Genomic DNA, 18,776 nt, shown 5'->3' on the forward strand with positions numbered 1-18,776 from the left:
CATGGCGAAGATGACGATGATCCAGGCATTGCGTTCGGCGATGGACGTGATGCTCGAACGCGACGACAACGTCGTGGTCTACGGCCAGGACGTCGGCTATTTCGGCGGCGTCTTCCGCTGCACCGAAGGGCTGCAGGCCAAATACGGCAAGTCGCGCGTCTTCGACGCGCCGATCTCCGAAGGCGGCATCGTCGGCACCGCGATCGGCATGGCGGGCTACGGGCTGCGGCCGGTCGTCGAGGTGCAGTTTGCCGACTATTTCTACCCGGCGTCCGACCAGATCGTTTCCGAAGCGGCGCGCATGCGTTACCGCTCGGCGAATGATTTCACGTCGCCGATCACGATCCGCATGCCGTGCGGCGGCGGCATCTACGGCGGACAGACGCACAGCCAGAGCCCGGAGGCGCTGTTCACGCACGTCTGCGGGCTGCGCACCGTGATGCCGAGCAATCCATACGATGCCAAAGGCCTGTTGATCGCGTCGATCGAGAACGACGACCCGGTGATCTTCCTCGAGCCGAAACGGCTCTACAACGGCCCGTTCGACGGCCACCACGACAAGCCGGTCGTGCCATGGTCGAAACATCCGCTGGCCGAGGTGCCGGAAGGCCACTACACGGTGCCGCTCGAATCGGCATCGATTTTCCGGCCCGGCGAACAGGTCACGGTGCTGGCCTACGGCACGATGGTCTTCGTCAGCGAAGCGGCGGCCAATGAAACCGGCGTCGATGCCGAGATCATCGACCTGCGAAGCCTGTGGCCGCTCGACCTGCCGACGATCGTCGAATCGGTCAAGAAGACCGGCCGCTGCGTCGTCGTCCACGAGGCAACACGGACCAGCGGCTTTGGCGCCGAACTGGTCGCGCTGATCCAGGAGCATTGCTTCTACCACCTCGAGGCGCCGATCGAGCGGGTGACCGGCTGGGATACGCCGTATCCGCACGCACTCGAATGGGACTATTTCCCGGGTCCGGCGCGGGTCGGCGCGGCGTTGCAACGGGTGATGGAGTCATGAGCAGAAGCCATGTGATCAAGATGCCGGATCTCGGCGAGGGCATTGCCGAGGTCGAACTCGTCGCCTGGCACGTGAAGGTCGGCGACAGCGTTGCCGAAGACCAGGTGCTGGCCGATGTGATGACCGACAAGGCGACGGTGGAGATCCCGTCGCCGGTGGCCGGCACCGTCGAGGCGCTCGGTGGCGAAGTCGGCGAGGTGCTGGCCGTCGGCGCCGAGATGATCCGCATCGATACCGGAGAAGGTGCGGCCAGCGAAGACGCCGACGCAACGGCTGCGGCGCCGGCGCCCGAGCCTGAACCCCAGACCGAAGTTGAAGCCGAAGCGCAGCCCGAAGCTGCACCGGAGCCTGCGCCACCGCCGCCCGCTGCAGCCCCTGCGCCCGCGCCCGCGCCAGCCGCAGGCGGTTCGCAGCGCATCTTTGCGTCGCCGGCGGTGCGCGCACGGGCCTGGGAACTCGGCATCGACCTGCACGATGTCACGCCGACCGGCACCGCCGGGCGCATCATGCAGGCCGATCTCGATGCGCATCTGCAAAGCGGCGGCCGCCGCTCCGCATCAGCTGGCCCCGGCACGGCACAGGCCCGCCCGACGTCGGCCAAAGCCGGCAGCACCGAAGAGATCAAGATCATCGGCCTACGCCGCCGCATCGCGCAGAAGATGCAGGATTCGAAGCGTCGCATCCCGCACTATGCGTATGTCGAGGAAGTCGACGTCACCGAACTGGAAGCGCTGCGCACGCGGTTGAACCAGCGCTGGGGTGACCGGCGTGGCCGGCTGACGCTGCTGCCGATGCTGATCCGCGCGATCGTGATCGCGGTGCAGGATTTTCCGATGGTCAACGCCTGGTTCGATGACGAGGCCGGCGTCGTGACCCAGCATGGATCGGTGCACGTCGGCGTTGCCGCGCAGACCGACGCCGGCCTGATGGTGCCGGTGCTTCGCGACGCGCAGGATGGCGATTTCTGGAGCCATGCCAGCGAGATTGCGCGGCTGGCAGATGCCGCACGCAGCGGCAAGGCGACGCGCGACGAACTGACCGGATCGACGATCACGCTGACCAGCCTGGGCAAGCTCGGCGGCATCGTCACGACGCCGGTGATCAATACACCGGAAGTCGCGATCGTCGGCGTCAACAAGATGGTGCCGCGGCCGATGGTCCGTGACGGTGCGATCGCGATCCGGCAGATGATGAACCTGTCGTCGTCGTTCGATCACCGGGTCGTCGACGGGGCCGATGCCGCCGCCTTCATCCAGCGGGTGCGCGAGATGCTCGAGCAGCCGGCGCTGCTGTTCATCGAGTAGCGGCTGGTCGGCTCTGCCCGCTGAGCTCCTCCGGCGCCAGTTCAGGCCGCGCTCATGACACCGTCAGGCTGCCGGCCGCGATATACCGCGCATATTCGCCCAGCGGTATTGTCGCCGCGCCGTGCGAGTCGCCCTCGACCCAGGTGATCGTGGCATCGAGCCGCGTCAGCTCGACCTCGCACGGACCCTTCGGAATCTCCATGCTGACCCCGTCGCCCTCCCGGTAGGTCACCGTGCCGACGATTTCTCCAGTCTTCTTGATCGACATGTCGCTCTCCGAATTGATTTGATACCTGCAAACCGCACGGCTCAATGATGACAGCAGTTTGGGCCGGCCTCATGGTCATCGGCGTTGATCGCTTTATACCGGTTGACGGCCGAGCGCCGATGCAGGATTCCCCGCCGCCGACAGTGGCTTCGCAGGCCGCCGCGAGCGAAGGTTCGCCACCGGATTGACGCTCGCCCCACTTGCTGCAACACTTGCCGGCTCGCGCGACCTTTGTTGCGGTCGAGTCCGTCACGAACGAAGACAGGAGGCCGAAGATGCAGCACACCGATACCCTCCCTTCGGCCAGCGCCTGACGCTGCCGGCGATCCTTGCCCCGGACCCCCGCGGGTCCGTCGAACCAGCGGATCGTTCGCGCAAGACCTGAGCAGCATCACCCGCTGCGCCGCCCCCACCCGGTTGATTGTTCACTCGCTGCAGCGTGCTGCGGCGGCCGGTCGTGCGCGTCACGCACGCCGGTGGCGAAAGGTCCACGACATGTTTGATTTCGATTTCGAACGGCTGCAAGCGCTCGGGCTGACGGCCCGGCTGCTGCAGCAATCCCTGGTGCCCGCAGACGATGCGGCAGCAGACGATTGCCGCGCCGAAGCGATGCCCTGCCTGATGAGGGTCACTGCGGTCCACCGCGACGGCTTGCGGCTCGACGATGGCGAGTCGACCCACCGCGGCGGCATCGCGCCGCGACTGGCGCGGATTCTCGATGCCGACGGCGCGGCGCTGACCGTCGGCGACTGGGTGCTGGCCACGGCCACCAGCACTGGCGAACGGCTGGTGGTGCGCCTGCTGGCACCGATCAACCGCATCGTTCGCCGCGATGCCCATGGGCGTCGTCATCCGCTGGTCAGCAATGTCGACACGGCGCTGCTGACGATGGGGCTGGACGACGATTTCAGCCTGCGGCGCATCGAACGGTATGTCTCGCTGGTATCTCACTGCGGCGTGCGGCCCGTCGTCGTGTTGACGAAGGCGGATACCGTCGTCAATGCGCAGACGCTGTTTGCGCGGCAGCGCCTGGTGCGCGAGCGTCTCGGCAATGAATTGCCGCTGCTCTGCGTCGACGCCCGCGATGCCGACACCGCGCTGCGGCTGCGGCCGTTTGTCGAGCCGGGTCATACGCTGGTGCTGCTCGGCTCGTCGGGTGCAGGCAAGTCGACATTGGCCAATGCGCTGCTCGGCCGTGCGCAGCAGGAAACCGGCGACGTCCGCCGCCGCGACGGCCGCGGCCAGCACACCACGCGCAGCCGCTCGTTGCTGCGGCTGCCGCAGGGCGGCTGCATCATCGATACGCCGGGACTGCGTGCGCTGCGCGCCGATGCCGACGCTGCTGCGGTCGCGGCGGCATTCGGCGACATCCAATCGCTCGCGACGAGTTGCCGCTTTCGCAACTGCACGCACCGGCACGAGCCTGACTGCGCTGTCCGCGCGGCCATCGACAGCGACCGCCTCGGCAACTACCAGAAGCTGTTGCGTGAGGCTGCGCGCGACTCGTCCGGCCCACTCGAGCGGCGCCAGCAACTGGCTGTCTGGAAGGCGCGCACCAGGGCGATGCGCCAACGCCAACGCGATGAGTCGACGCAACGTAAAGACGCTTGACACTCAATTTAACTAAAGAGTTAAATAAGCCATGGACAGCTTGTCGACCACCTTTGCGGCGCTGGCCGATCCGACCCGGCGGGCCATCCTCGGCCGGCTGGCCGCCGGCGATGCCACCGTCGGTGAACTGGCGCAACCGTTCACGATCTCCGCGCCAGCGGTGTCAAGGCATCTGCGGGTGCTGGAGCAAGCCGGGCTGATCAGCCGGCAGGTCGATGCGCAATGGCGCCTGTGCAGCCTGCAGGCGCTGCCGCTGCGCGACGCCCACGACTGGCTCGACGGTTACCGCAATTTCTGGGAAGTGAGCCTGGATCGGCTCGTCGATCTTGTCGAACACGACGGCCGCCCGGCAGCAGCCGACACGACACGCGCCCGGCGCAGCATGCAGACCCGCACCACCACCAATCCGCCACGCTCACGGCGCAGGAGCAGCAACAAATGACGAACACCATCGCCGCCGACCTGGTGCTGAAGATGGAACGGCGGATTCGCGCGCCGCGCGAAAAGGTCTTTGCGGCATTCACCAGCGCCGAATCGCTGAAGCGCTGGATGTGCCCGCGCGGCATGTCGGTGCCACGCGCCAGCGTCGATGCCCGCGAGGGCGGCGAATGGCAGCTGTCGATGCGCGCCCGCGACGGCACCACCCTGGAACTCGGCGGCGTCTACCGCGAGATCCGCGCGCCCGAACGCATCGCCTATACGTTCTGCTGGGGCAGCGGCGGCCCGATGCCTGGCCACGAAACCCTGGTCACCGTCGATTTCGTCGAGAAGGACGGCGGCACCGAACTGCGCATGCAGCACAGCGGTTTCGACGACTGCCCACAGCGCGACGCGCACGGGCAGGGCTGGGCATCGACGCTGAACCAGTTGTCCGACCTGATCGACGAACGCGGCACCGCCGCATCGTTGTGCCTGCTCGGCGATGCCCGCAGCACCTACACCCGCAGCGTGCGGATGGCGTTGTGCGAGAAGGGCCTCGGTTACAGCTTCGAGCAGCACGGCCCGCACACCGACACGATTGCCGCGCTGCATCCGTTCGGCCGCATTCCGGTGCTGCGTGACGGCGAGATCGCATTGTGGGAGACGAGCGCGATCATCCGCTACCTCGACGAATGTTTCGAAGGCGATGCGGCGCTGCTGCCGTCGACGATCATCGGCCGCACCCACTGTGAACAATGGATCAGCGCAATCAACAGCTACCTCTACGACACGATGGTGCGCCGGTATGTACTGCAGTACATCTTTCCGCGCGGAGGCGACGGCAAACCGGACCGCGGCGTGATCGATGCGGCGCTGGCCGAAATGCCGCGTCAGCTGGCCGCCCTCGAGGCTGCCTATGGCGACAGCGAATGGCTGGCCGGCGGCAGCGGCCCGTCGATCGCCGATCTGCTGCTGGCGCCGATCCTGCACTACGTCGAAGCGATGCCGGAAGGTCCTGAACTGCTGCAGCCGGTTCCGAAAGTTCGCCGGGCGCAGGCCGCCATCCGCCGCCGCCGCTGCTTCATCGATACCGAGCCACCCCGCGGCGCAGCCGCATCACCGGAGCCACGACCATGAGCCAGGTTCATCTGCAAGGGAAATTCGTCTGGTGTGAACACCTGTCGAACGACTCGGCCGCCGCCAGCCGCTTTTATGAGCAACTGTTCGACTGGCACACCGAGGCGATGCCGATGGGCGAACAGCGCTACTCGATGGTGATGAACGACGGCGACGGCATCGGCGGCTACCGCGAGGCGCCGGCAGGCATGCCGGCGCACTGGCTTTCGTACATCTCGGTTGCCGACGTCGATGCGGCCCATAAAACGGCCGTCGCCTCGGGTGCGAAAGCGCAGATGGAGCCGATGGACATGGGCGAGGTCGGCCGAGGATCGGTGATCACCGACCCGACCGGCGCGACCGTTGCGCTGTGGAACAGCACCGATGGTGACCGCGCCGACGTCGAGCAGGCGCCGAACGGCAGCTTCTGCTGGCACGAGTTGTGGACCGGCGACGAAAAGGCCGCGATCCTGTTCTACCAGCAGGTGATCGGCTATCAGCACGACAGCATGGACATGGGGCCTGCCGGCATCTACCACCTGCTGACCCACGACGGCCAGCAGCGTGCCGGGGTGATGCGTGACAGCGAAGGCAAGGCGCCGCCGATGTGGCTGCCTTATGTCGCGGTCGCCGACGCCGACGCATCCGCTAACAAGGCCGAACAGCTCGGTGCGAAGATCGTCGTGCCGCCGACCGACATCCCGGTCGGCCGCTTCTCGGTGCTGATCGACCCGCTCGGCGCGGCGATCGGCGTCGTTCATCTGCAGCCGGGTCAGCAAGGCTGATCTGGATGCACCGTCGCGGCGCCGTCAGGCGGCGTCGCGCCAGCGCTGCAGATGGCGGCCGAGGCGCGCGAACGCCATGTCGGTGACGATCGCCAGCGCACCGGCCAGCACGGCACCCTGCAGCACATAGGCGGTATTAAAGCCGGACAGGCCGATCACGATCGGCGTGCCGAGCGTGCGCGCGCCAACCGTCGATGCAATCGCCGCGGTGCCGATATTGATCACGACCGAGGTGCGCACGCCGGCAAGCAGCACCGGCGCCGCCAGCGGCCATTCGACGCTGCGCAACAACTGCCAGCCGGTCAGACCCTGCCCGCGAGCCGCCTCGAGCACATGCGGCGACACCGACTCGAATCCGGCAACGCTTCCGCGCAATACCGGCAGCACGCCGTACAAGGCCAGCGCGATCAGCGCCGGCCAGGCGCCAAAACCGATCAGCGGTGCGGCCACCGCGAGCACTGCAACCGGCGGCACCGTCTGGCCGATTGCCGTGGCCATCTCGACCAGCGGCCTGAATTCGCGGCCGACGGACCGGGTCACGAACCAGCCGGCAGCAACACCGACCAGCACCGCCGCCGCACTCGATGCGGCCACCAGACCGGCATGTGCCGCAAGCAGCGCGAGAAACGAATCCTGCTCGTACATCGGCCGCTGCAGCTGCGGAAAAAGCGCGGCAAAAACCGGCTTCAGCAACGGCATGCCGGCAGCCAGCAGCAGCAGGCCGGGCAGAGCCCACAACAGCGGCTCCTGCCGCAGCCGGCCCATAACTCGACTCATCGCGGCGGGTCGAGCAGATCGACAAACCGGACCACACCGAGTGATCGGCCTGCATGGTCGGCGACCGGTAACCGCTCGCTGCGGCTCGACAGGAAGGCGGTCAGCGCCTGCTGCAGGCTGTCCTCCGGCCGCAACGCCGGGCCATCGGCCGCCTCGCCGGTTTGCATGATCTCGGCGACCGAGCGGAATTCGAGCTGCCGCATTTCGAGCGCGCCCGCGCCGAAAAACGACGATACGCGCTCACTGGCCGGTTCGAGCAGCAATTGCCGCGGCGTGCCGGCCTGCACCACCCTGCCCTGATCGAGCAGCACGATCTGCCGGCCGAGCAGCAGCGCCTCGTCGACATCATGGGTGACCAGCACCACCGTCGTCTGCAGCGCCTGCTGGATGCGCAGCAGCTCACGCTGCAGCGTCTGCCGCGTCAGCGGATCGAGCGCGGCAAACGGCTCGTCCATCAGCAGCACCGACGGCCGCGCCGCCAGCGCGCGGGCCACGCCGACCCGCTGCTGCTGGCCGCCCGACAGCTGGTGTGGATAGCGGCCGCGAAACTGCGCCGGATCGAGCCCCAGCAATTCGAGCAGCTCGTCGACCCGGCCGTCGATCTCCGCTGCCGGCCAGCCGAGCAGGCGCGGCACGGTGGCGATGTTGCGGGCGACGCTCCAGTGCGGAAACAGGCCGGTCGACTGGATCACATAACCGATGCGGCGGCGCAGCTGTTCGGCCGGGCCATCACGGATATCGGCGCCATCGAGCAGGATCTGCCCGCTGTCGAGCTCGATCAGCCGGTTGATCAACCGCAGCAGCGTCGATTTGCCGGAGCCGGAGGCACCGACCAGCACCGTGATGCTGGCCGGCTCGACCTGCAGCGAGACGCCGCCGACCGCGGCCACGTCGCCATACCGTTTGCCGACCTCGCGCAATTCGATCATCGTGACGGTACGCTGGCGCGCAGCAACACCGCAAAGCCGGCATCGACGACGAGTGCGATCGCGAGCACCGGTATCACGCCGAGCAGCACCAGGTCGAGTGCACTGCCGAGCAGGCCTTGGAAAACGATCGCACCGAGCCCGCCGGCGCCAATCAGCGCCGCGACGACGACCAGCCCGACCAGTTGCACCGTCGTCAGCCGAAGCGCCGACAGCAGCACCGGCCAGGCGAGCGGGCACTCGATCTGCCAGAAGCGCTGGCGGCGGCTCATCCCCATCGCGCTGGCCGCCTCGAGCACCGGCGGCGCGATCTGCTGCAGCCCCGACGTCACGCCATGGACGATCGGCAGCAGCGCATACAAGGTCAATGCGATCGCCGCCGGCAGCAGCCCGATGCCCTGCACGCCGGAAGCCGGCCAGGCCTGGCCGAGCCAGGCGAGCGGTCCGATCAGCAGGCCGAACAAGGCGATCGACGGAATCGTCTGGACCAGGTTCAACACGACGAACAATGGCCGCGCAAGACCTGGGCGGCGCGCCGCGGCGACGTCGAGCGGCAGGCCGACCAGCAGCGCCGGCAGCAGGCTGACGCCGACGATCTGCAGATGGCGCAGCACCGCGGCCGCGAAGACCTCATCGCGGTTGGCATATTCCTTCAGCAGCGACAGGTCGTCGAGCGCGCCGCCTGCCAGCAGCAGCACCGGCGGCAGCAGCAACACGACGGCCAGCGCACGGCCAGGCCACAGGCGCCGCAGCGCGTCGGCGCCGATTGCCCACAGCAGCAGCGCGCCAAGCCAGAAGCCGCCGTTCAGCGACACCCGCGCCAGCGGCGACAACAGCGCCGACTGGCGCGTTGCCTCGGCGCCAGCCAGCGCCGTCAGGCCGGCGAGCAACAGCGCAGCCACCAGCACGGTGACGAAGTCGATGCCGCGGCGTGGCGGCAGCACCACCGCGGCAGCCAGCCAGACCAGTCCGAGGCCGAGCAGATACCACCCGCCATGCAGCACGACGAGCAAGTTAACGCCCTGCCCGCTCAGCAGGCGGTTCGGCGCGACGCGCAGAAACGGCAGCAGCCACAAGGCCAGCAGCAGCGCGACCAGCAGCACCGCGAGCACCCGCTGGCGGACGATGCCGGCGGCGCGCGGCGGGCTGTCGACGATGCCGGAAACCGGCATCGGCGCCGCTGTCACTTGATCAGGCCCTTGGCCTTCAGATGGTTTTCAGCAACCTTGCCGGCATCCTGGCCCTCGAGCGCGATCTGCGCATTCAGCCGCTGCAGCGTCGGCCCATCGAGCGTCTGGAAAACCGGCGCGAGTAGCGTCGCGATTTTTGGATGCTGTTTCAGCACCGCTTCGCGAACCACCGCGGCCGGCGCATAGACCGGCTGCACGCCTTTCGGATCGTCGAGGATCATCAGGCCGAGCGCGGAAACCGGGCCGTCGGTGCCATAGGCCATCGCGGCATTGACGCCCGATGTCTGCTCGGCGGCGGCCTTGATCGTCACCGCGGTATCGCCGCCGGCCAGCGCCAGCAGCTGATCCTGCTTCAGCTTGAATCCGTAGGCCGACTGGAAGGCCGGCAAGGCATCGGGCCGCTCGACGAACTCGGCCGACGCGGCGAGCTTGAAACTGCCGCCGCCGGCGAGGTATTTGCCAAGATCGGCGAGCGATTGCAGCTTGTGTTTTTGCGCCAGGTCCTTGCGCACCGCAATTGCCCAGGTATTGTTTGCTGGCGACGGCTGCAGCCAGACCAGCTTGTTGTGTTCGGCATCGAGCTCTTTCACGCGCGAAAAACCGGCCGCATGGTTTTTCCAGGCCGGATTCTTTTCGTCGGAGAAGAAGAAGGCGCCGTTGCCGGTGTATTCGGGGTAGAGGTCGATCTCGCCGGAGATCAGCGCGGTGCGGACGATCTTCGTCGTGCCGAGCTGCAGCCTGTTTTCGGTCTTGACGCCGCCGGCTTCGAGCGTCTTGATGATCAGCTGGCCGAGCAGCGAACCTTCGGTATCGATCTTCGACGCGACCCGTACCGGCCGCTGCGTCTGCGCCGCAGCATCTGTCGCAAAACCGGACAGCGCTCCAGTGCCGAACAGCGCGGCGGCAATCGCAATCAGGCCGGCACGGCGGCGAAGGGGATGCGGCATCGGAATCTCCAGGCGATGGTTGCTACAGCGCACACGATACCGCGTCGGCGCGGCCTCAGGCAGCCGCTGGTGCAGCCAGCGCGGCGGCCAGCTGGCCGACGACCGAAGACAGCGACGCCGGATCGAGCCAGCGCAATACAACGACTGCATCGAATGCCGGCTCGATCCACACCGAATGGCCGCCTGCACCGAGCATCATCAGCGCCTGCCGCGAGGCACCAGGAAAAGCCTTGCCGTCGCGGTTCAGCCACAGCAGCCGGCCGTAGAACGGCGCGATGCCACACGGCTCGGCCATCCGCTGCAGCCAGTCGGCACCGATCAGCTGGCGGCCGTCGGCAGACTTGCCGTTGTCGAGAAACAGCTGGCCGATGCGCGCCTGGTCACGCGCGCTGATCGATACCCCGCCGCCCCAGTGCGTGCCGCCCGGCACCGATTGCACCTGCCCCCGCCCCGGCAGATCGACCCACGAGTCGTCGTAGCCGCGCCAGGCAAAACCCTCGCCGCCACCGAGCGGCTGCAGCAGTTCGCGCAGAAAGACATCGGGCAGCGGCTCGCGAAACAGATGCAGCAGCGCGAGAGACAGCTGGTTGATCCGCACATCGTTGTATTCCCAGTAAATGCCCGGCGCACGCAGCGGCCGCTGGCCACCTTTCGGCCCGTCGGCCGGCCGCGGATCCTGCGCCAGCTTGCGCCAGCGGTCGACGCTGTCGGGCAAACCGAAACAGCTGCCCTCCCATTCGCTGGTCTGCACCAGCAGCTGGGTCCAGGTGATGGCACGGTTGTGATCGCTGTCGAAACCGATGCCCGGCAACCGCGCAGATACCGGTTCGTCCTCATCCGGCAACAGGCCCTGCCGCTGGGCGATGCCGGCGAGCAGCGCGAGGTAGGTCTTTGCGACGCTGAAGGTCAGATCGGGCCGATCCGGCTCGCCCCATGCGGCGATCTCGCGGCCATGCTGCAGCACGACGCCCGACTGCGGGCCTCGCGAATGAACCGGCCCGCGCAGCCGGTTGTACGGCGGCGGATCGTCGTGGTGCACACCCCATGGCGCCTGTCCGGGCTGCGGCTCGGCATGCGGGTCGCGCGGCCAGGGGGTTTCATGAGACTGGGCGGTGGCGATGGCGGTCGCGAGGTCGACAGCGGGAGCATTCGGATTGGGCATCACCCGATTGGAACCCATATTGACAGCGGCTCGCCAACTGCTCGAAACCACCACCCACTCAGGCCAGGCGAGCGACGGCCGGCGAATTCGCCACCGCGCCGATACCCTGCGTATTCGGTGCCGGCAGCAACGGGTCGCAGACAGTCAAGTTTTCGCCGTCAATTCCGGTGACGACGACGACGTGGCCAAAACCGAGCAGGCAGTAGAGCGGGCCGTGGGTCGTCAGCATCGTGCCGATGGCATCCGAACTGGCTCCCAGTTCCTCGGTCAGCGCGGCACCGCGCACCGCGCGCAGGCGGTTTTCGCCGAGGATCATCGGCAGCAACGCAATCGTCAGCCCCGGCCGGCTCGCCGACTCGAACGGCCGGTAACCCGCTGCGCCGCCGAGCCTGCGCGTGCGAGCCCAGTTCTCGACCGCGATCTTCGCCGTGCGACTGGCGTTGTACTGCTCGACCGGTGTCGGATTGGCGATGCCCGCAAGTGCGGTCTGCCTCTCGTGCTGGTATCCATTCTGCGCCTCGCGGCAGCGCAGATACAGCCAGTCGGTGTGCGTGCCTTGCGGCTCGGCCGCGGCGCCGTCGCGCCATTTCAGCATCATGCGCAATGCGGCGTGCCAGCAGTCGTATTGCGTGATCTGCTGCAAATGGTTGACCGGGGGCGCGACGGCTGGCATGGCGAACTCCTTCGCTGCCCAGTCTGGCCATTCCGACCGGCAAGGACAAGCCCATTGCCCCCCAAGGTCTTGGGGGGTACGGCACGGCCAAAGCCGTTCCAGGTGCATTCTGATCACGATCCGACCGTCACGCTTGCGGCAATCCGGCGCCGCAGTCACGATCCCGGCGCAGACCGGCCCGACCACAGATGTCCACCCAGCCCCAACTGCCCGCCAATCCCGACGTGGCCGAATTCGACGCGTTGCGGCAGCACCCTGCACGCTGGATCGGTGTCGTCGCCACGCTCGGCGCGCGTTACAGCAGCGCGCCGGCGGTAGCGGCAGGCGACGGGACCGTGCTGGTCGCGCTGCTCGGCGACGATCTGGTACTGAAGCTGTATCCGCCATCGCTGCGCGACCACTGCGTTTTCGAGCACGCGATGCTGACCCACCTGCACGACCGCTTGTCGCTGCCAACGCCGCGTCTCGTCGACAGTCTCGAGCACGCCGGCTGGCCCGGCCTCGTGATGACGCAGCTGCCGGGCACGCCGCTCGATCGTGTCTGGCCGGCGCTGGCGAAGCGCCAGCGCAGCGTGGTGCTGCAGACGATCGGCCGAGTCGCAGCCGAGGTTCATGCACTGCCGCTCGGCGCCATGCCGGCGTTGGCGCCGCGTTGGACCGATTTCCTGAAGCTGCAACGCGAGCGCTGCCGGCAGCGCCAGCAGCGCACCGGCCTGCCCGCGCACCTGCTGACGCAGCTCGATGACTTCCTGGACGGACCGGTACCGCAGGGGCCGGCGGTGATCCTGACCGGCGAATACACGCCGTTCAACCTGTTGCACCAGCACGGCGCGCTGTCCGGAATGTTCGATTTCGGCGACGGCCTGCTCGGCCCGCCTGAATACGACTGGCTCGGTCCCCTGTGTTTTCTGGCCGCCGGCGATGCCGACTGCATCGATGCGTTTTTCGACGGCTATCACGGCCGCCGGTTCGATCGACGCCGACGCAACGAGCTGATGCGCCTGCTGCTGCTGCACCGCTACAGCCATCTGCAGGCACAGATTGCGATGCCCGGCTGGCAGGCCGCGCCGGATTTTCCGACGCTGGCGGCGCTGATCTGGCCGTGAGCGCTGTATCCGCTCGCTCCCGTCCAGGACCGATTGAACCGATCGGCTGCTTCGGGGTCGATCGGCTCAGCCGCTGCGCCTTCAACGATGAATACGACGAAGGACAACGCAAACTCGATCAGGCCTTCGGTGGGCTCGAAAACGAGGTGCCCGACGCAATCGCACGCGCAATCCGGTGGCGCGGTTCACGCTGTGGCTCGAGCACCGGTGGGTCATGATGAAGCGGCGCTGGAGGCGCCGCCGGGCCTCGCGATCGTGACCAATCAGGCGTGGCTGTCGCCGCGACTGCCGCCCCAGGTCTGTTGCCACTGCTGCAGCCGCTCGTCGGCATTGCTGCCGCTGGTCGTTGCGACCAGCTGGTCGAGCAGGATCTGCTGGTCGGCACTCAAACTGGTCGGAAAGATCAGCTCGATCCTGATCAGCTGGTCACCGGCAGGGCCGCGTCGCTCAACCGGGAAACCCTGCCCGCGCAGCCGATAGTCGAGCCGTCCGCGCTCGAGTTGCAGCGCTTGCGGGCCGGCCAGCGTCGGCACGTCGACAGCCCGGTTGGCGATCCATTTGAAACCATCGACCGGCACTTCGCAGCGGACCGTGCCGTCAGCCTCGAGCCGGAACAGGCGGTGCTCGATCAGCTCGATGCGGATATTCAGGTCGACCGGCGCCGGCGCCGGTTTCTGGGTGGCGCCATCGACATGCAATTGGTCACCATCACGTGCGCCGACCGGAATGCGAAAGCGCAGGCTGTATTCGATCGATTCGCTGCCCGATCCATTGCAGGCCACGCACCGCTGGCGGGCGATACCGGCGCCGTGACAGTCTTCGCATTCGGTTTGCGTCGCGATCCAGCCGAACCAGCTGCGTTGCCGCACCGCCCCGGATCCGCCGCAGGTGCTGCAATGTCCACCGAGAATCCGGTGGCCGACGCCGTCGCAACGCCGGCAACCGGTCGTGATGCGGCCATCGATGACGCGGGTGCTGCCGGCAGCAGCCTCCTCCAGCGTCAGCTTGATCTTGCGGCTGATCGTGCGCCGCGGCCGGCGGGTGTCGCGCGCCTCGGCGCCGTCGGTGCCGCGGCCCTGGCGCTGCCGGCTGGTGCCCGCTCGCGCCGACGAAGCACGGCCCGGTTCCGGCGTCGCCGGATCGGTGGCATCAGCCCTGGCAGTGCCCGGCGCAAAACCCGAGTGCCGGATCGCCTTGAATGCACGGTTGATCCGCTGCATCCGCTCGACCGCTGCGGCGCTGACATTGCGATCCGGATGCCATTGCGACACGAGCCGCCGCCAGGCAGCCTTGACCTCGGCCTCGCTGGCACTCGGCCGCAGGCCCAGTTCGGCAAAGGCATCGTCGGTATCCATCGGTGGTGAGTGCAGGAGGGGGGCTGGCGCAGGCGGTGCAAAGCTCATTATGCTGCACCGCAGCAGAAGCAGCATCGACGTTTGGTTGCGGGCCCGGAGCGGACATCTGGCGCATGGGCCGTGCCAAACTTTGTAGGAGGGGCTTCAGCCCCGATTCGGGCTCTTGCACGACTGCGAATCGTCAGGCACACAGAGGCGAGAGCAAAGGCGCGGTCGGGCGGCCGCTTGCGCTTAGATGCTTGCCCTCGCGCCGGGCGCTCGGGTTCCCTGCGATGCTCGCTCTTGTGGCCCGTCGCGGAAACTCGCTGCACTCGCTTCGCTCGTTGCGCTCAGACAGTCCGCGACAAGCCAGTTGTTGATGCTCGCTGCGCTCGCGGGCCACAAGACCTCCGCTTCTCGGCTGCGCATATGCGCGCCAGCAGCCCCCCGCCCGCGCCTTTGCGCACCCACCGAAACATTCGACGAAGCGCATCATCGTTGCAGCGCGGCAGGCGGTGCCCGGGCGGGGCGATTTATGCGGCGGCGAGAAGCGGAGGTTCAGGGTCGGCGAGCGCAGCGAGCATCAACAAACATGCTCGCGGCGGCTGTCCGAGCGCAGTGAGCGCAGCGAACGTAGCGAGTTCCGCCGCGCGACCCTGGACCGAGCATCGCAGCGCAGTCCGAGCGCCAGCGAGGACCGCCGCATCATGAGCCACGACCGGGTGCCGCCTGCCGCGCCCGCTCGATCTGCGGGTGCCAGCTGCCGACCACCGCCATCCCGAATCGGGGCTGAAGCCCCTCCTACAAAGTTTGGCACGCCCAGGCGCCAGATGTCCGCTCCGGGCCGGATCCGGCCTTCCAATGTACGTCCGGTGGGATTGGTCCCTGCCCGTCACCGGCAGCTGCAGCGTGGCCGTTTTTCGCGAGATGGCTTGACGCATTGCGCCACCTCGGGTGCGCGGCAGCTGATTGCGCAGCGGCGGCCGTTGGCAACTGCTCGACATGAAGTCGTTCCGACCTCGTCGGCGTTGCCACGGATGGTGCTGGTGATGTGTGTCGATGTATCGCCGCCAACTGAACTGCTGGTCGTGCTTGTCGTGATGCTCGTACTGCTACTGCTGCTGATGCCGGACCTTGTGCTCGCAGTGGTCGACGTGGAGCCGGACGTGCTGCTGACACTGCTGGTACTGACGACGCTGTGGCTCGAAGTCTCCGCCGCCGCCAACGAAGCGGTGGAGGCGTACAACATCAGGGCGAGGGCGGCAAGCAGTTTCATCGTGCGACGACAGTTGTTGGACGGTTGCGGCATGCATCAACGGTTGGCCCGTCGTTGGGGAATGTCGAGTTCCCCAGCAACGGGCCGGTCCGTGTGCAGTCAGTGTGGGCCGCGGCTCAGCGCGGCACCAACGCGCCGCTCAGGTCAGTCCTGGCGCTTCTCGCGCTTTTCCTTCTTGTCCTTCTTGTGGTCATCGTCATGACCCTTGGCCTTGCCCTGGTTGCGCATGCCCGGACCATCGGCATTGATCTCGCTGCTGACCGAGCCAGCGCTCATCGCGCCGGTGCCAGCCGCGCCTGCGCCTGCAATCGCGCCGCCGGAAACGGTCGCGCCGGTCGTGCTGCTGCCGCCTGCGCTACCGCCGACGCCAGTGTTGCTCGTCGTCCCGGTATTCTGCGTTGCGCTCGTGCTCTGGTTGGTGGTCGCGCTCGGGCTGATCGTCACGTTGCTGTTCGGCATGGCCTTGAACGTGCTGTTGGTGTTCATCGAGGTGCCGGCCTGCGGCGTGACCGACTGGCTGGCGTCGGTACTCGTGTTGCTGCTGGTCCGGTTGCTGGTGCGGCCGGTCGGAGCAGAAGCAGCGCCGGACGGTGCCTGCACGTTGCTTGTTGTCGCGGTGTTCTGCGAAGCCGACGTCGTCTGGTTGGTCGTCGCGCTCGGGCTGATCGTGACGTTGCTGTGCGGCATCGCCTTGAAGTTCGAATTGGTATCGACACGGGTGCCGGCGGTCGGTGCCACCGACTGCGTGGTCTGCGTGCTGGTATCGCTACGCGTCGTGTTGTTTGTCTGGGCAAGCACCGACCCACTGGTCAATGCAATCACGGCTGCTGCAACAAGGCTGAATTTGTTTTTGGTCATCTGAATCTCCTGGATTTGGTTGGGAGTTGGAGTGACCAGAATCTAGTCGCGATGGCCGTTGCAGTGTGCTGTGCTTGGTAACGACTCGCTAAAGCATCAGGCGGCGTCCGACAACGCCGTGCGGCGCGAACGACATGGCGCAGGGCCAGTCGGGGCGGGGCTGCCCGCGGCGAGCCCCGGGCGACTCGGCATTGGCCTACACGGGCCATCCGGCTCGTCCGGCACGCCGGCGAGCCTGCAGCCGAACGGCGGATCGGATCCAGCCTACACGCCGTTGCGGCGCTGGCGGCCGCAAATAGGCACCAACGGTGCCACCAGCGACGGATGTCCGCACACAGCCCAGGTCTGTTCGATCGGCGTGATCAGAAGCCGACGGCCTGTCCGTCGCGCCTCGAGTCGCTTGCCGCGACATAACCATCGTCGGGTTCGTCAGACAAACGCCAGATGAACTGGCCGCTGCCGTAGTCCATATAACTGTCAGCGGTCAATTCGAACTGGTGGCCGAGTTTCTTCAAGCCGTCCTGCAGCGCAGGATCCATCGTCTGCTCGAAGTCGACGGTGCGGCCGGTGGCCACCTTCCAGCGCGGCGCGTCGCAGGCGGCCTGTGGCTGCTGCTTGTGCACCAGCATCCGCACCAGCGTCTGCAAATGGCCTTGCGGCTGCATGTTGCCGCCCATCACGCCGAAGCTCATCTGCGGTTTGCCGTCCTTCATCAGGAAGCCGGGGATGATGGTGTGGAACGGCCGCTTGCCCGGCGCGACGATGTTCGGGTGCTGCTCGTCGTGGGAGAAACCGAAGCCGCGGTTCTGCAGGCTGACGCCGGTTCCAGGAACGACGATGCCGCTGCCGAAACCCATGTAGTTCGACTGGATGAAGCTGATCATCATGCCGTGCTCGTCGGCTGCGGTCAGATAGATCGTGCCGCCCTTCGGCGGATTGCCGTGCTTGAAATCGCCGGCGCGGTCGCGCTGAATCAACTTGGCACGTTCGGCCAGGTAGGCATCGCTGAGCAGGTCCTCGACGCTGACGTCCTTCATCGCGCCACGGTCGGCGACCCAGCGGTAGGTATCGGCGAAGGCCAGCTTCATCGCCTCGATCTGCAGGTGCTGCGACTCGACGCTGTCGACCGGCAGGCTCGCCAGATCGACGTGGCCGAGCATGCCCAGCGCCATCAAGGCGGCAATGCCCTGCCCGTTCGGCGGGATCTCGTGCAGCGTGTGGCCGGCAAATTCCTTGCTGATCGTGCCGACCCACTCGGGCTTGAAATTGGCGAGGTCCGACAGCACCATGCTGCCGCCATTGGCTTGCGCATGGGCGACCAGCTTCTCGGCGATGTCGCCGCGGTAGAAGGCCTCTCCTTTGGTCTCTGCGATGCGCCGCAGCGTCTGGCCTGCCTCCTTGAAGACGAAGCGTTCGCCGGGTTCCGGCGCCCTGCCGCGCGGCAAGAAGGCTTCGGCGAAGCCGGGCTGGTTTTTCAGCACCGGCACCTGGCGAGCCCACTTGTCGGCAACGATGACGCCGACGCCGTGGCCCCGCTCGGCGAGTTCGATCGCCGGCTCCATCAGATCGGCGAACGGCAGCTTGCCGAAACGTTTCGACAATTCGACCCAGCCGGCCACGGCGCCCGGTGTCGTCACCGAATCCCAGCCGCGTTCCGGTATCGCGTTGCCATATTTCTTGCGGAAATAGTCCGGTGTCCACGTCGCCGGCGCCACACCGGACGAGTTCAGGCCATGCAGTCCCTTGCCGTCCCACAGGATGGCAAAGTTGTCGCTGCCCAGGCCGTTCGAGATCGGCTCGACGATCGTCAGCGCGGCGGCCGCGGCGATCGCCGCATCGACGGCATTGCCGCCCTTCAGCAACATCCGCAGGCCGGCCTGCGACGACAGCGGGTGCGAGGTGGCGACCACGTTGCGCGCCATCAGCGGGCTGCGGGTCGTCGGATAGGGGTTGTTCCAGTCGAAGCTCATCATGCGGTCTCGGAAAATTGCGATCGGCTACGGCGGCG

Annotated in this window: 18 protein-coding genes; 8 read left to right on the forward strand and 10 right to left on the reverse strand. The window is 67.2% G+C overall.

Annotated elements, in window-relative coordinates; genetic code table 11:
• The first annotated feature begins 1 nt into the window (after position 1).
• Together ACNH6H_RS05475 and ACNH6H_RS05480 are read left to right on the forward strand one after the other, a co-directional pair.
• Positions 2–1,015, forward strand: coding sequence for an alpha-ketoacid dehydrogenase subunit beta (locus ACNH6H_RS05475; RefSeq protein ID WP_418316290.1), 1,014 nt, complete (start codon positions 2–4; stop codon positions 1,013–1,015).
• Positions 1,012–2,319, forward strand: coding sequence for a dihydrolipoamide acetyltransferase family protein (locus ACNH6H_RS05480; protein WP_418316292.1), 1,308 nt, complete (start codon positions 1,012–1,014; stop codon positions 2,317–2,319). Before ACNH6H_RS05475 ends, ACNH6H_RS05480 begins: the two co-directional genes overlap by 4 nt.
• 52 nt (positions 2,320–2,371) lie before the next feature.
• Here the strand turns inward: ACNH6H_RS05480 and ACNH6H_RS05485 are convergent, their stop codons facing one another.
• Positions 2,372–2,587, reverse strand: coding sequence for a hypothetical protein (locus tag ACNH6H_RS05485; RefSeq protein WP_418316293.1), 216 nt, complete (start codon positions 2,585–2,587; stop codon positions 2,372–2,374).
• 495 nt (positions 2,588–3,082) lie between these two features.
• Between ACNH6H_RS05485 and rsgA the strand changes: the two genes are divergently transcribed.
• Genes rsgA through ACNH6H_RS05505 form a run of 4 tightly spaced genes read left to right on the forward strand, consistent with a single transcriptional unit; the run spans position 3,083 to position 6,519 of the window.
• A complete protein-coding gene (gene rsgA / locus ACNH6H_RS05490) occupies positions 3,083–4,198 on the forward strand; it encodes a ribosome small subunit-dependent GTPase A (RefSeq protein WP_418316295.1) in 1,116 nt (371 codons plus the stop codon).
• A gap of 31 nt (positions 4,199–4,229) precedes the next feature.
• Positions 4,230–4,640: an ArsR/SmtB family transcription factor gene (locus tag ACNH6H_RS05495; RefSeq protein WP_418316297.1), complete on the forward strand. Its 411-nt coding sequence runs from the start codon at positions 4,230–4,232 to the stop codon at positions 4,638–4,640.
• Positions 4,637–5,755: an SRPBCC domain-containing protein gene (locus ACNH6H_RS05500; protein ID WP_418316299.1), complete on the forward strand. Its 1,119-nt coding sequence runs from the start codon at positions 4,637–4,639 to the stop codon at positions 5,753–5,755. The genes ACNH6H_RS05495 and ACNH6H_RS05500 overlap by 4 nt, the downstream gene beginning before the upstream one ends.
• Complete coding sequence (locus tag ACNH6H_RS05505) at positions 5,752–6,519, forward strand: VOC family protein (protein WP_418316301.1); 768 nt, start codon at positions 5,752–5,754, stop codon at positions 6,517–6,519. The genes ACNH6H_RS05500 and ACNH6H_RS05505 overlap by 4 nt, the downstream gene beginning before the upstream one ends.
• Before the next feature lie 24 nt (positions 6,520–6,543).
• On the opposite strand, the gene ACNH6H_RS05510 is transcribed toward ACNH6H_RS05505, so the two are convergent.
• Genes ACNH6H_RS05510 through ACNH6H_RS05535 form a run of 6 tightly spaced genes read right to left on the reverse strand, consistent with a single transcriptional unit; the run spans position 6,544 to position 12,194 of the window.
• Positions 6,544–7,296, reverse strand: coding sequence for an ABC transporter permease (locus ACNH6H_RS05510; RefSeq protein ID WP_418316304.1), 753 nt, complete (start codon positions 7,294–7,296; stop codon positions 6,544–6,546).
• Positions 7,293–8,225, reverse strand: coding sequence for an ABC transporter ATP-binding protein (locus ACNH6H_RS05515; RefSeq protein ID WP_418316306.1), 933 nt, complete (start codon positions 8,223–8,225; stop codon positions 7,293–7,295). Before ACNH6H_RS05515 ends, ACNH6H_RS05510 begins: the two co-directional genes overlap by 4 nt.
• Positions 8,222–9,409, reverse strand: coding sequence for an ABC transporter permease (locus ACNH6H_RS05520; protein WP_418316308.1), 1,188 nt, complete (start codon positions 9,407–9,409; stop codon positions 8,222–8,224). The genes ACNH6H_RS05515 and ACNH6H_RS05520 overlap by 4 nt, the downstream gene beginning before the upstream one ends.
• The gene (locus tag ACNH6H_RS05525) at positions 9,406–10,359 is read right to left on the reverse strand and encodes an ABC transporter substrate-binding protein (RefSeq protein WP_418316309.1); all 954 of its coding nucleotides are present in this window, start codon (positions 10,357–10,359) and stop codon (positions 9,406–9,408) included. The genes ACNH6H_RS05520 and ACNH6H_RS05525 overlap by 4 nt, the downstream gene beginning before the upstream one ends.
• A 55-nt stretch (positions 10,360–10,414) precedes the next feature.
• Positions 10,415–11,521 (reverse strand): serine hydrolase domain-containing protein, encoded by a 1,107-nt coding sequence (locus ACNH6H_RS05530; protein WP_418316311.1) that lies wholly within the window; start codon positions 11,519–11,521, stop codon positions 10,415–10,417.
• 58 nt (positions 11,522–11,579) lie between these two features.
• Positions 11,580–12,194 (reverse strand): papain-like cysteine protease family protein, encoded by a 615-nt coding sequence (locus ACNH6H_RS05535; protein ID WP_418316313.1) that lies wholly within the window; start codon positions 12,192–12,194, stop codon positions 11,580–11,582.
• 188 nt (positions 12,195–12,382) lie between these two features.
• On the opposite strand from ACNH6H_RS05535, the gene ACNH6H_RS05540 reads away from it, so the two are divergent.
• Complete coding sequence (locus ACNH6H_RS05540; RefSeq protein WP_418316314.1) at positions 12,383–13,300, forward strand: phosphotransferase family protein; 918 nt, start codon at positions 12,383–12,385, stop codon at positions 13,298–13,300.
• A gap of 263 nt (positions 13,301–13,563) precedes the next feature.
• Here the strand turns inward: ACNH6H_RS05540 and ACNH6H_RS05545 are convergent, their stop codons facing one another.
• The gene (locus ACNH6H_RS05545; RefSeq protein WP_418316316.1) at positions 13,564–14,655 is read right to left on the reverse strand and encodes a DnaJ C-terminal domain-containing protein; all 1,092 of its coding nucleotides are present in this window, start codon (positions 14,653–14,655) and stop codon (positions 13,564–13,566) included.
• Between the two features lie 911 nt (positions 14,656–15,566).
• On the opposite strand from ACNH6H_RS05545, the gene ACNH6H_RS05550 reads away from it, so the two are divergent.
• The gene (locus ACNH6H_RS05550) at positions 15,567–16,112 is read left to right on the forward strand and encodes a hypothetical protein (RefSeq protein WP_418316318.1); all 546 of its coding nucleotides are present in this window, start codon (positions 15,567–15,569) and stop codon (positions 16,110–16,112) included.
• Here ACNH6H_RS05550 and ACNH6H_RS05555 read toward each other — a convergent pair.
• Entirely contained in the window at positions 16,055–16,768 is a 714-nt protein-coding gene (locus ACNH6H_RS05555) for a hypothetical protein (protein ID WP_418316320.1), read from the reverse strand. The genes ACNH6H_RS05550 and ACNH6H_RS05555 overlap by 58 nt on opposite strands.
• Before the next feature lie 362 nt (positions 16,769–17,130).
• The gene (locus ACNH6H_RS05560; RefSeq protein WP_418316322.1) at positions 17,131–18,741 is read right to left on the reverse strand and encodes a gamma-glutamyltransferase family protein; all 1,611 of its coding nucleotides are present in this window, start codon (positions 18,739–18,741) and stop codon (positions 17,131–17,133) included.
• Between the last annotated feature and the right edge of the window lie 35 nt (positions 18,742–18,776).

The organism is Pseudideonella sakaiensis, from assembly GCF_048320135.1.
Classification (GTDB): domain Bacteria; phylum Pseudomonadota; class Gammaproteobacteria; order Burkholderiales; family Burkholderiaceae_C; genus Ideonella_A; species Ideonella_A sakaiensis_A.